Genomic DNA, 12,679 nt, shown 5'->3' on the forward strand with positions numbered 1-12,679 from the left:
CTTTGCGGCTCGATAGCGTTCCGGGTGGCAAAACGCTCGATCCTGATCGTCGGCGGGGGCACCGCAGGATGGCTCACCGCCGCCTATCTCGCGCGCTTTTTCGACCTGCCGCGCAATCCCCGTTTGTCGATCACCTTGCTGGCATCGGACGAGATCGGCAGCATCGGGGTCGGCGAAGGCGCCTTCCCGACGATCCGCAACACGCTGCAATTCATCGGCATCGACGAAAGCGCGTTCGTGCGCGCGACCTCGGCGACGTTCAAGCAGGGCATCCGCTTCGACGACTGGGTGCGGACGCCCGAGGGCGGCCGGTCGAGCCATTATCTGCACCCGTTCGAGGCGCCCTATCATGGCGACGGCTACAGCCTCGTCTCCTACTGGCTGCTCCAGGATGAGGCGACGCGGCGGCCGTTCGCCGAGGCGATGACAATCCAGAACCGCGTCGCCGAGGCGCAGCGCGCGCCGAAGCGTCCCGCGAGGGCGAATTCACCGGTCCGCTGAACTATGCCTATCATTTCGACGCCGCACGGCTCGCCGAGGTGCTGTCGGCACAGGCGCGCGCGATGGGGGTTCAGCATTTGCGCGGGACGCTGACCGGGGTCGGGCTCGATCCCGAAACCGGCGCGATCGACCATGTCGTGACCGCCGAGCACGGGACGCTCGCCGCCGACCTCTATATCGACTGTTCGGGTTTCCGCGCCGAGCTGATCGGCGGCGCGCTGCAATCGCCGTTCAAGGGCGTAAAGGACCAATTGTTCACCGACCGCGCGCTCGCGTGCAAGCTGCTCTATGATCGTCCCGACATGCCGCTGGAGAGCTATACGATCGCGGCGGCGCACGAGGCGGGGTGGACGTGGGACATCGGCCTCGCCGGCGCGCGCGGCATCGGCTGCGTCTATTCGAGCGACCATATGAGCGACGACCGCGCCGCCGACATCCTCGCGGCCTATACCGGCGGGCGCAGCCATGACGTCAATGTCCGGTCGATCCCGTTCGAGGCGGGGTATCGGCCCGCGTCATGGGTGAAGAATTGCGTCGCGGTGGGATTGTCGGGCGGCTTCCTCGAGCCGCTCGAATCGACCGGGCTCGTGATGATCGAGACCGCGGCGGCGATGATCGCCGAGATGTTCCCGCTGAACGGTCCGGTCGGTGCGCCCGCGCGGCGCTTCAACGAGCTGATGGCGGCGCGCTACGAAAACACGATCAACTTCCTGAAGCTCCATTATTGCCTGAGCCAGCGGGAAGAAGCCTTCTGGCGCGACAATGGCGACCCGGCGTCAATCCCCGACCGGCTGAAGGAATTGCTCGAGGAGTGGCGCTATCGCCCGCCGGGGCGGTTCGATTTCATCCTCGACCTCGAAAGCTTCGCCTTCTTCAACTACCAATATATCCTCTATGGCATGGAATATCGCACCGACCTGTCGCCGGTGCGCGAGGAGTTTCCCGACACCGCCGAGGCGGAACGCATCTTTGCGCGGATCAGGAGCTTTGGCGACCGCGCCGCGAGCGAGTTGCCCGCGCACCGCGCGATGATCGACCAGATCAACGCGGGCGGCGCGTACGCCTGACTTCAGGCGGGCCTGACGGCCAGCCGTTCGACGGGTTGCGGCTCTTCGGGGCCGTCGGTGCCGAGTTGGCCGAGTTCGCCCGTTTCGCGCGCCTTGCGGCCATAGACGAATTCGAACAGCGGCCCCGCCATCACCGTCGTGACGATCGCCATCAGCACCATCATCGAGAAAAGCGTCGGCCCGATGATGCCCTTCTGAAGCCCGATGTTGATGATGATGAGCTCCATCAGCCCGCGCGCGTTCATCAGTGCGCCAATACCGAGCGCGGTGCGATTGTCCTCACCCGCGAGCCGCGCGGCGAGCCAGCACGCACCGAACTTCGCGGCGATCGAAACGAGCAATATGCCGAGCGCGAGCGCGAGCAAGGTCAGGCTGTTCACCGTGTCGAGCCGCGTGTTGAGCCCCGAATAGGTGAAGAAGACGGGGACGAGCAGGATGGTGATCGGGCTGATCTTGCGCTTGATCTCCTCGGTCAGCTTGCCGCGCGGCATGCAGACGCCGAGGATGAAGCCGCCGAACACCGCATGGATGCCCGCAGCGTCCATGACAAAGGCGCAGAGCGCGAAGAGCATCAGGACGATCGACAGCATCGTGTCGCTCATCTCGCCGCGTTCCTCGACGATGCGGCCGAGCGGGACGAGCAGCCGGCGTCCGATGAAAAACATGAACAGCGCGAAGCTGAGCCCGCCGATAATCGCGATCAGCGCCACGCCGGGGCCGCCGCCGAAGGTCGCGAGCACGATCGCGAGCACGCACCAGGACACGGCATCGTCGAACGCGCCGGCGGTCAGCGTGAGCGTGCCGAGCGCGGTGTTGGCGAGGCCGCGCTCGTTGATGATGCGCGCGAGCATCGGAAAAGCGGTGAGCGCGATGCACGCGCCCATGAACAAAGTCGCGCTGCCCTGGCTCAGCCCTTCGGTGAAGAGGCCCGGAACGTCGAGCAGGAACGGCGTGATAAGCGCAGCGAACAGGAAGGGCGCGATAATGCCCGCCGCCGACACGCCCATCGCGCTCTTCGCCTTCGACTGGAAATGGTCGAGGCGCAGCGTGGTGCCGACGAGGAACATATACAGGCCCACACCGACCTGCGCGCAGACGTAGAGGATGCTCCGCGTTTCCTTGGGGAACAGCGCCGCCTGAAATTCGGGGAAGAAGAGGCCGAAAAGCGAGGGGCCGATGAGGACGCCGGCGATCATTTCGCCAACAACCTGCGGCTGCCCGAGGAATTTCTTCGCGGCCCAGCCGACGGCGCGGCAGACGATGAGGATCACCGCGATCTGGAGGAAGAAATGGATGCTGAAATCGGTCGGCGTATAGCTGGCCGCAGAATGGACCGCCGGGCCGTGCGCGCCGAGAACGTCGCCGATCGCGCGGACCAGTTCATCGAACATATTTGATACCAATTTCCCTCTCCCACCCTGGCGTCCGCGATCTGAACTACGCCGCGATCCGCCTGTTCCCTGCATCAGGAGACATGAAAGCGTAGCGAGCGCAATGCCGCTCCCGCGATTGGGCGCGCCCGCACTTGCCGATTTTCCGCGTAACGATCATTTTTGTTGCGAGCCGGTCACAGTGTAGTAACATACCTACATGTGAACGATCACAATATGCCTTGATTGGCATCAGCGAGGGGTGGTCATGAAGCGTGTCACGAGCCGCGAACTCAATCAGGATGTCAGCCGCGCGAAGCGATTCGCGCTCGTCGAGCCGGTGTTCGTCACCGACCGCGGGCGGCCCACGCATGTCCTGATCAGCATCGACGCCTGGCGCCAGCTCAGCGGCGAGCGGGAGACGATGGCGCAATTGCTCGCCGCCCCGCCGGGCGACATCGCGCTCGATCGCGGACATCTGCGCAAGGCGCTGGACCGGCGCGGCTGATGTTCCTGCTCGACGCAGAAATCCTGTTCGACCTGCGCCACGCCCGCGCCGACGGCGATGGCGCCGCGCTTGCCGGATGGGCGCAGCGCACCTCGCGGCAATCGATGTTCCTGTCGGTGCTCTCGCTCGTCGAGCTGGAAAATGCAGCCGCGCTGGCAGCGAAGCAGGGCAAGGCCGAGGGCGCAGCGTGGCGCGAATGGATCGACGGGCAAGTGCTGCCCGCGTTCGAGGGGCGCGTCCTGTCGGTCGACCTGACCATCGCGCGCCGCCGCGCCGCACTCGCGCTCGACAATGACCGCGACGCGCTCCTCGCTGCGACCGCGCTCGAACATGGGCTGACGTTGGTCACCTGTCGCGGCGCGGCGTTTCGCGGCGCGCGGTTGAAGCTGCTCGACCCCAGCCGCATCGCCGCCGATACGGTCGAAGACGGCGACTGGCGCGAGGCAACGCGCGCGCGGTCGCCGTGGATCCGGAGCCTGTTCATTCGAGGGTGAGCGTCAGCGGGACTTATCGAGATCATTGAAATAAGAAGCGGCGGCTAACGACCGACCTCAGCCCTTCTATGGTCCGTGGCCAAGCCCGGTAAGCGGACATTGAAAGTGCTATCCCGACCAACGCCGTCGCGGCTCATTTTGAGCCAGTGCGATGGTGTTCGCGTCCCGCTCCTCAATGTTGATTACGTGCTTTGCAGTGAAAGGTAGTTCTGTGCCCAGCCAAAATTCGTCATTTTCGGCGATAGCGTCGAGCTCGTTGTCAAGGACTCCGAGATACCCGCCCGGAACCACCTCCCGAACGAGTACCCACATTCGCTCCACCGCAACACTTTCTTCCTCGTTCTCGACGCTGATCCGGAAGATGAGCTTTGCAATGTCTCCGGGCTGTAGGGTCTCTCGCCTACTCCGCTCAGGTAGCCAGAAGGTATCTGGCGCTTCAGCGTGGTAAGCCTCGCCATTTTCAAGGCACCACCCGTCAACTTCAAAGTCTGGTTCGCGCATCCGGCGAGCTTAACGTAACGGCGGGTGTTCGCAATGTGATCCTTTTATCCGAAAGCCGCCAGTCAGCTTCCCACCCCAAAGCTGTCATCCGCAGCTAAAGCGGGACGAAACTCACCGTCAGCCCGTCCTTCGGCCGAGGGATCGGCAGCACCTGCCATTCGGGCGCATAGCCGTCGGCGACGGTGATGCGGTGCGTCGTGATGACGTGGTGGAAGAAGATTTTCGCCTGCATGTAGGCGAAGTGCAGCCCGAGGCACATATGCGCGCCGCCGCCGAAGGGCACCCACGCATATTTGTGCCGCTCGCGCGCGACCTCGGGCGAAAAGCGCATCGGGTCGAACTTTTGGGGCTCGGGCCAATGCTCCTCCATCATATGGGTATAGGCAGGGCTGACCCCGACCGAAGTGCCAGCGGGGATGCGATAGCCGCCATATTCGAAATCCTTGAGCGCGCGGCGCGGGAAGCTTGGCACCGGGGGCACGAGGCGAAGCGCTTCCTTGAACGCCCATTCGGTCATTTCGAGCTGGCCGAGGCTGTTGTGCCCGACCCCCTCGCCCGCTGGCGCGACGCTGAGCATTTCTTCGCGCAGCCTGTCCTGCCATTCGGGGTTGCGCGCGAGTTCCCAGACGAGCGTCGTGATCGAGCTGGTGATCGTGTCGTGCGCCGCCATCATCAGGAAGTTCATATGGTCGACGATCGCCTCGACGCTCATATAATCGCCATTGTCGTCGCGTGTGCGGCAGATCTGGCTGAACATGTCCTCGCCCGTGCCCTCGCGGCGTTCGGGCACCATCTTGCCGAAATAATCGACCAGATAGGCGCGTCCCCTCGCGCCGCGACCCATCGCGGTGAAGGGCATCGGCACGCGCACGACGCCGATCGACGCCTGCACCATGTCGACGAACGCCTTGTTGACCTTGTCGGCCTCGGGACCGAACGGGATGCCGAGGAAGCTGGTCGCGGCGAGATCGAGGGTCAGTTCCTTGATCGCGGGATAGAATTTGAAGGTTTTGCCGCTCCACTGGCCGATGCGGTCACGAATCCCCTCGTTCAGCGAATCGGCATAATGGCGCATCGGTTCAGGCTTGAACGCGACCGACAGCACCTTGCGGTCGGCGCGATGCTTTTCGAAATCCATCAGCATCAACCCGCGCGGGAAGAGCAGATTGAGCACCGGACCCCAGCCCTGTTCGGATGAGAATATCTTTTCGCGGTCGAACATGACGAGCTCGTTCGCCTCCGGCCCGTGGAGCGCGACGCTGCGCCCGCCGAAGCTGTTGTTGCGATAGACCCGGCCATATTTGGCGACCATGCGGCGGGTGAAGGCGGGATAGTCTCCGAGCTGTTCGAGCGTATTGCCGATGATCGGCATGCCGTCCTCGCCCGGAATATGATCGATCGCGCTGTCGGAATTGCGCGGCAGCCAGTGCCGCGTGTCGGGGCCGAAGCGCTTTTCGGACCAGTTTTTCGTCTGCTGAATATTCGCGGGCGCGTTCATCGGGTCAATCCTCGTCCATTCTGCTTTGTCCCGATGCGTAACGGACTACTGACACTGATGCAAGTAACGCTTTGGCGGGAGTGGAACAGCATTCACCGCAAATTCAACTCGACTCGTGCAAACCAGTGTCCAAGGTGACGGGTCGCAACCGTTGGACCCAAAAGGACAAAGCCATGGCGAAGAGTTTGAAGCGCCCCCTCTCCATCGCGCTCGGCGTTCTCGCGACGACGATGCTTGGCGGCTGCTATTCCGGCGGTGTCTATGGTGCGAGCTATGCGTCGGGCGGCGACTGCTCGTCGCGCTATGGCGACGCCTATTATGATTATGACGGCTATGCCTATGACGACGGCTATGGTTACGACTGCTATGACGCGTCGGATTATGGCAACGGCTTTGCCCAGATCGGCTTCGGCGGCGGCTGGTACGACGATTATTATTACCCCGGCTATGGCATGTGGATGTTCGATAATTACCGCAACCGCTACCCGCTGCGCGACCGCTATCTGAATTATTGGGGCGGGCGCCGCGCCTGGTGGAAGCATCATGGCGGGCGCGGCGACGGGAAGCCGGGACGCCCCGGCGGCTGGAATCGCGGCGATCACGACGGCCGTCCGGGCGATGGCCGTCCGGGCCGCCCCGGCGGCTGGAACCGCGGCGACCGCGATAATGACGGCCCCCGCGGCACGCGTCCGGGGCGCGGAGACGGCAATCCGGCAACGCCGCCGGCGGCGGGCTATCCCGGACGTCCCGACGGAAATCCCGGTCGGCCGGGCCGCCCCGGCGGCTGGAACCGCCCCGACCGCGACAATGACGGCCCGCGCGGCACGCGGCCCGGCCGCGGACCCGGCGCAGGTGCCCCTCCAGGCAATCCCGGACGCCCCGACCGTGGTACCGGGATGGGGCGGCCGCGCCCGGACCAGTCCGCGCCTGTGGCGCGGCCCGCACCCGCCCCGCGGCCGGCACCGGCTGCGCGCACCCCGCCACCTCCGCGCGCGACCGCACCTGCCGGGCGCGCCGGCGCGCGCAACGAGCGCCCCGATTGATGGTCAGGCCGGCGGCGCCTTCGGTGCCTCCGGCCGATCCTTCATACCCGCCGATACCACCGTCGCGGCGACGAGATCGCCGACGACGTTGAGCGTCGTGCGGCACATGTCGAGGAAGCGGTCGACGCCGAGGATGAGCCCGATGCCCTCGGGCGGAACGCCGACCGAGGCGAGAATCAGCGCGATCACGGGGAGCGACCCCGCGGGGACGCCCGCCGTCCCGATCCCGCCCAGGATGCACACCAGCATCACGACGATTTGCTGCTGCAGCGTCAGGTCGATGCCGAAAAATTGGGCAAGGAAGATCACCGTCACGCCCTCGAACATCGCGGTGCCATTCTGGTTCGCGGTCGCGCCGATGGTGAGCACGAAGCGCGCGACCTTGTCGGGCAGGCGCAGCTGGTCGTGCGCGACACGGAGCGCCGTCGGCAGCGTCGCGTTCGACGACGCCGTCGCGAACGCCATCACGAACGCCTCCTGCGTCTGGTGGAAAAAGGCGACGGGCGATTTCCCCGCCAGCGTCTTCAGCAGGATGGGAAAGACGATGAACATCTGGAGCGCGAGCGCGAGCAGCACGACGCCGACATAGGCCGACAGCCGGATGATGAGGTCCCAGCCGAACTGCGCGGCGAGGTTGAACATGAAACAGAAGACCGCGATCGGCGCGAGCTGGATGACGAGGCCGATCAGCTTCATCACGACCTCGAACACCCCCTCGATCGCCGTCTTGAGCGCCTCGGTCCGCGGGGTGCGGACGAGCATCAGCCCGATGCCGAAGAAGAGGGCGAAGAACATCACCGCGAGCACGTCATTCTGGCCCATCGCGGCGAACAGATTGTCGGGGACGATCGCGACAACTGCGTCCATCCCGGTCTTCGCCTCGCCCGCGCGGTCGGCGATGGCCTTCGCCCCCTCCGCGCCCTCCGCGATCAGCGAACGCGCAAGCGCGGGATCGACCCCCGCGCCGGGCTGAAGCAAATTGACGACGGCGAGGCTGACGATGACCGAAATCGTCGACACCGCGATCGTATAGACGAGCGTGCGAACGCCGACCGATTTCAGCGCGCGCATCTCGCCCATTTCGGCGACCCCGACGATCAGCGCCGACACAAGCAGCGGGATGACGAGCATGAACAGCAGGCGCAGGAAAATCTGCCCGAGCGGGCCCGTCACATAAGTGGTGATCGTTTCGACCCACGGCGCACCCGGCGCGCCATAATGGACCGCCAGCCCGATGAGGAGGCCCGCGAGGAAACCGACGAGCATGCGCCAGCGCAGCCGCCGGGCGCGCGCTTCGTCACGATGCGCCCCGTCGATTGCCGCTGCTTCGGCCATGTCTCAGCTCCTTGCTCGCCCCGGTCGGGCGGCCCGAAGCTCGCGCGTTACGCGTTATCGGCCGCCGGCTTTTTTTCCTCCCCCGCTATGTCATCACGAAGATCGAGCCCGCGGGTTCCATGATGCGGCGTATGCGCCGGCGCATGCGGCCGTTCGAGATCGGGCGCTTCGGGCGCTTCGAGCATGCCTTCCCACTTGGTGATCACGCTTGTCGCGACGGCGTTGCCGACGACGTTGGTCGCGGTGCGGCCCATGTCGAGGAACTGGTCGATCGCGAAGATCAGCGCGACGCCCTCGACCGGCAGGTCGAACATCGCGAGCGTCGCGGTGATCACGACGAGGCTGGCGCGCGGCACCGCGGCGATCCCCTTCGACGACACCATCAGGGTGAGCAGGATCAGGATCTGCTGCGTGATCGACAGCTCGATACCATAGGCCTGCGCGATGAAGAGCGTCGCGAAGCTCGCATACATCATCGATCCGTCGAGGTTGAAGCTGTAGCCCAAGGGCAGCACAAAGCCAGAGATGCGGCGCGGCACGCCGAAACGGTCGAGCTGTTCGAACAGCTTCGGCATCGCCGCCTCGGACGAGGCGGTCGAAAACGCGATCAGCAGCGGCTGGCGGATATAGCGGATCAGCGAGAAGATCCGGCGGCCGAGGAAAATCGCGCCCGCGCCGAGCAGGATCACCCACAGCACCACAAGCGAAAGATAGAATTCGGTGACCAGCTCCGCGTAAGTGCCGAGGATGCCGAGGCCATATTTGGCGACGACCCCCGCGAGCGCGCCGAACACCGCGATCGGCGCAAGGCGCATCACATAGCCGGTGATCTGCAGCATCAGTTCGGCGAGCGCCTCGGCGCCGCGAACCAGCGGCTTGCCCTTGTCGCCGATGGCCGTCAGGCCGACGCCCGCGAACAGCGCGAAAACGAGGATCTGGAGGACATTGTTGTCCGCCATCGCCTGGAAGATATTCTTCGGGAAGACATGCTCGATGAACTCGAACAGATCGAGTTTCTTGACCTCGCCGACTTCGGCGATCGAATGCGCGCCGACGGTGAGATTGAGCCCCGCGCCGGGCTCGAAAAAATTGACCATGATCAGGCCGAGGCTGATCGAAATCAGGCTGGCGAGGATGAACCAGGCGATCGCGCGGGTGCCGATGCGGCCGAGCGCCGAGCTGTCGCCCATATGCGCGATCCCCGCGACGAGCGTGCCGAGTATCAGCGGCGCGACGACCAGCTTGATCAGGTTGAGGAAGATGGTCGAAAGCGTGCTGAAGCTGCGCAGCCAATAGGTGAAGGCTTCGCTGTCGGCCGGGACATAGACCCGCACGAGATAGCCGGTGATGACCCCCAGGATCATCCCGATCAGAATATACAAAGTCAGGCGATGCCCCATAAATTACTCCCTGTTCCGCCCTGGGCGGATCTTTATGCGAGCCGGGGTAACAGGGTGATGCGCCGCGGGCAATCGCTGCCGGGCCTATCGCGCGGTCAAGGCGTCCAGAAGGCGAGCGCGGCGCAGCCCGCAATACCCGTGAGGATGTTGAGCGGGACGCCGATGCGCACGAAATCCATAAAACGATAGTCACCCGCAGCATAGACGAGCGTGTTCGTCTGGTAACCGACCGGGGTCGCGAAACAGGCGGAGGCGCCGAGCATCAGCGCGATCAGCAGCGGCTGCGGCGCGACGCCGGTCGCCCCGGCAATGCCGATCACCAGCGGCCCCATCAGCGCAGCGACCGCATTGTTGCTGAGCAGTTCGGACAGTAACAGCGCCGAGAAATAAACGATCGCGATCACCGCCCATTGGGGTGCGCCCGTCAGCACCGGGTCGAGCGCGCCGACCATCAGCGCGACCGACCCCGATTGTTCGAGCGCCGCGCCGACGGCAAGCATCGCGAAGATCAGGATCAGCACATCGCCGTCGATGCTGCCCCACGCCTCCGACGCGTCGATGCACCGCGTCAGCAGCACGATGGCGACGCCGATGAACGCCGCGATACCGATCGACATGATGCCGGTCGCCGAGAACAGCACCGCGCTGGCCATCACGAGGATCGCGATCCACGCCCGGCGGCGGCGGAAGGCGGTGACCGACGCCATCGCGAGCCCGATCAGATTGGGATTGTCGCGCAGCTGCGCGATATTCGCCTCGTCGGCGTCGACCAGCAGACGGTCGGCGGCGCGAATGCGGCTTTCGGACAGCGTCGGCCCGGGGAGGTGGCGAAAGCGGGTGACGCCGAGGATGCGCACGCGCTGGCGCTGGAGGAAGGGGATTTCGGCGAGCGGCCGGTCGATCGAGCGGTGGCTCGGCGAAACCGTCACCTCGACCACGGTAGCCGCGCCGTCGGGACTATCGCCGATGCCGATCGCGAAGCGCCCTTCGCTGCGCAGCGTCATCAGCGCCGCCCCGTCGAGCCGCGCGACGATCCGGTTGCCCGCCGCGAGCCGGTGGTGCCGGGCATCGCCGCCGGTGATCAGCCGCCCGCTTGCGATCACGCCGACGATCTGCGCCGGCGCTATGCCAAGATTGGCGGCGTCGAGCGCCATGTCGATGGCGGTATCATCGTCCCGAAGGCCAAGTTCGGTGAGATAGAGCTGCTCCGCCCCGTCGGCCTTTTCGGCGATGCGTGGATAGTCGGAAGGCAGGAAACGCGCCATCACGAGCAGGCCCACGATCCCCGCCGCCGCGACCGCGAGGCCATAAGGCGTGATGTCGAACAGACCGAAGGGTTCGAGCCCCGCCTGTTCGGCGATGCCCGACACGACGAGGTTGGTCGAGGTGCCGATCAGCGTCAGGCAGCCGCCGAGCACCGCGATCACCGACAGCGGCATCAGCAATTTTTTGGGCGAAACGCCCAGCGCCTCGGCAAGCCGGAAGCACACCGGCATCATCACGACGACGAAGGGCGTGCTGTTGATAAAGCCCGACACCAGCAGGCCGCCGCCAAACACTTCGATCACCGCGAGACGCGGGTGCCGCTTGGCGCGGCCGACGACATAATTGCCGACCTTGTCGATTACCCCGGTGCGGATCAGCGCGCCCGACAGGATGAACATCGCCCCGACGGTGAGCGGCGCGCTGTTCGAGAAAACGCCAAAAGCCCCCTTTTCGTCGAGCAGGCCGAGCGAGAGCATGGTGCCTGCCCCCGCCACCGCGACGACCGAAGGCGAGAAGCGTTCCCAGACAAAAGCAGCGAACATGCCCGCGAGCACGAACAGACCAATAACCGCCTTTTGCTCCGCGACAAATGCGGCGACGAAATCCACTAGGCCATCAGCCGTTTTGTGCCCTGTGCAACAATTTATGGTCGGCAAGGACGAGCGCCATCATCGCCTCGACCACCGGCGCGCCGCGAATACCGACGCAAGGATCGTGGCGGCCCTTGGTGACGATGTCGGTCGCCTCGCCCGCCTTGTTGATCGTCGGCACGGGAGTGAGGATCGAGCTGGTCGGCTTGAACGCGACGCGCACAACGACAGGCTGGCCGGTGGAGATGCCGCCCGCGATGCCGCCCGCATTGTTCGACAGGAAATCGGGACGGTTGCTGCCGTCGGTTGCGGGGCGCATCGGGTCGGCATTTTCCTCACCGCGCAGGCGCGCGGCGTGGAAGCCGGCACCGATCTCGACCGCCTTCACCGCGTTGATCCCCATCATCGCGGCGGCAAGGTCGCTGTCGAGCTTGGCATAGATGGGGGCGCCCCAGCCGGCGGGGACGCCGCTCGCCGCGCATTCGATCACGGCGCCGAGCGAGCTGCCCGACTTGCGCGCGGCGTCCATCAGCCCCTCCCAGCGCTGCGCGGCGGCGGGATCGGGACAGAAAAAGGGATTGCGATCGATTTCCTCGAGGTCGAAATTCGCGGGGTCGATCGCATCGCCGCCGATTTCGGCGACCCAGGCGTGGATCTGCACCTCGGGGATCACGAGCCGTGCAACACCGCCGGCAGCGACACGCGCCGCGGTCTCGCGCGCGCTCGACCGGCCGCCGCCGCGATAATCGCGGATGCCATATTTGGCGTCATAGGCGTAATCGGCGTGCCCGGGGCGATACGCCTGTGCGATCTCGCCATAATCCTTCGATCGCTGGTCGACATTCTCGATCATCAGGCTGATCGGCGTGCCGGTCGTCTTGCCCTCGAAAGTTCCCGACAGGATGCGCACCTGGTCGGGTTCCTGCCGCTGCGTCGTGTGGCGCGACTGGCCGGGGCGGCGCTTGTCGAGATAGGGCTGGATGTCGGCTTCGGACAGCGACAGCCGCGGCGGGCAACCGTCAACGACCGCGCCGAGCGCGGGGCCGTGGCTTTCCCCCCATGTCGTGAAGCGAAGAACGCGTCCGAAGCTGTTGAAACTCATTGCC

General features: G+C 65.3%; 10 protein-coding genes and 1 pseudogene. 4 read left to right on the forward strand and 7 right to left on the reverse strand.

Annotated elements, in window-relative coordinates:
• Window positions 1–24 precede the first annotated feature (24 nt).
• Window positions 25–1,568: pseudogene (locus tag ASD73_RS06785) on the forward strand (tryptophan halogenase family protein).
• A gap of 2 nt (window positions 1,569–1,570) precedes the next feature.
• Here the strand turns inward: ASD73_RS06785 and ASD73_RS06790 are convergent.
• Window positions 1,571–2,959 carry a cation:proton antiporter gene (locus ASD73_RS06790; RefSeq protein WP_056370903.1) on the reverse strand — a complete coding sequence of 463 codons (1,389 nt, stop codon included), beginning with the start codon at window positions 2,957–2,959 and terminating at the stop codon, window positions 1,571–1,573.
• Between the two features lie 247 nt (window positions 2,960–3,206).
• On the opposite strand from ASD73_RS06790, the gene ASD73_RS06795 reads away from it, so the two are divergent.
• Together ASD73_RS06795 and ASD73_RS06800 are read left to right on the forward strand one after the other, a co-directional pair.
• Window positions 3,207–3,446 (forward strand): type II toxin-antitoxin system prevent-host-death family antitoxin, encoded by a 240-nt coding sequence (locus ASD73_RS06795; protein ID WP_056370905.1) that lies wholly within the window; start codon window positions 3,207–3,209, stop codon window positions 3,444–3,446.
• Window positions 3,446–3,940 (forward strand): PIN domain-containing protein, encoded by a 495-nt coding sequence (locus tag ASD73_RS06800; protein WP_056370907.1) that lies wholly within the window; start codon window positions 3,446–3,448, stop codon window positions 3,938–3,940. The genes ASD73_RS06795 and ASD73_RS06800 overlap by 1 nt, the downstream gene beginning before the upstream one ends.
• A 108-nt stretch (window positions 3,941–4,048) precedes the next feature.
• Here the strand turns inward: ASD73_RS06800 and ASD73_RS06805 are convergent, their stop codons facing one another.
• Both ASD73_RS06805 and ASD73_RS06810 read right to left on the reverse strand, forming a co-directional pair.
• Window positions 4,049–4,441 carry a hypothetical protein gene (locus tag ASD73_RS06805; protein ID WP_056370909.1) on the reverse strand — a complete coding sequence of 131 codons (393 nt, stop codon included), beginning with the start codon at window positions 4,439–4,441 and terminating at the stop codon, window positions 4,049–4,051.
• A gap of 94 nt (window positions 4,442–4,535) precedes the next feature.
• Window positions 4,536–5,939, reverse strand: a complete 1,404-nt coding sequence (locus tag ASD73_RS06810; RefSeq protein WP_082521414.1) for a cytochrome P450 — start codon at window positions 5,937–5,939, stop codon at window positions 4,536–4,538.
• Between the two features lie 173 nt (window positions 5,940–6,112).
• Here ASD73_RS06810 and ASD73_RS22735 point away from each other — a divergent pair, with 173 nt between their 5' ends.
• The gene (locus ASD73_RS22735) at window positions 6,113–6,982 is read left to right on the forward strand and encodes a hypothetical protein (RefSeq protein WP_056375971.1); all 870 of its coding nucleotides are present in this window, start codon (window positions 6,113–6,115) and stop codon (window positions 6,980–6,982) included.
• Between the two features lie 3 nt (window positions 6,983–6,985).
• On the opposite strand, the gene ASD73_RS06820 is transcribed toward ASD73_RS22735, so the two are convergent.
• The 4 genes from ASD73_RS06820 to aroC all read right to left on the reverse strand — a co-directional run bounded on the left by ASD73_RS06820 (window position 6,986) and on the right by aroC (window position 12,675).
• Entirely contained in the window at window positions 6,986–8,317 is a 1,332-nt protein-coding gene (locus tag ASD73_RS06820; protein WP_156377324.1) for a dicarboxylate/amino acid:cation symporter, read from the reverse strand.
• 47 nt (window positions 8,318–8,364) lie between these two features.
• Window positions 8,365–9,717: a dicarboxylate/amino acid:cation symporter gene (locus ASD73_RS06825; protein ID WP_056370913.1), complete on the reverse strand. Its 1,353-nt coding sequence runs from the start codon at window positions 9,715–9,717 to the stop codon at window positions 8,365–8,367.
• Window positions 9,718–9,812: 95 nt separating this feature from the next.
• A complete protein-coding gene (locus ASD73_RS06830; RefSeq protein WP_056370915.1) occupies window positions 9,813–11,591 on the reverse strand; it encodes an SLC13 family permease in 1,779 nt (592 codons plus the stop codon).
• 7 nt (window positions 11,592–11,598) lie between these two features.
• Entirely contained in the window at window positions 11,599–12,675 is a 1,077-nt protein-coding gene (gene aroC / locus ASD73_RS06835) for a chorismate synthase (RefSeq protein ID WP_056370918.1), read from the reverse strand.
• Window positions 12,676–12,679: the final 4 nt, after the last annotated feature.

The organism is Sphingopyxis sp. Root154 (assembly GCF_001427105.1).
In the GTDB taxonomy this organism is placed as follows: domain Bacteria; phylum Pseudomonadota; class Alphaproteobacteria; order Sphingomonadales; family Sphingomonadaceae; genus Sphingopyxis.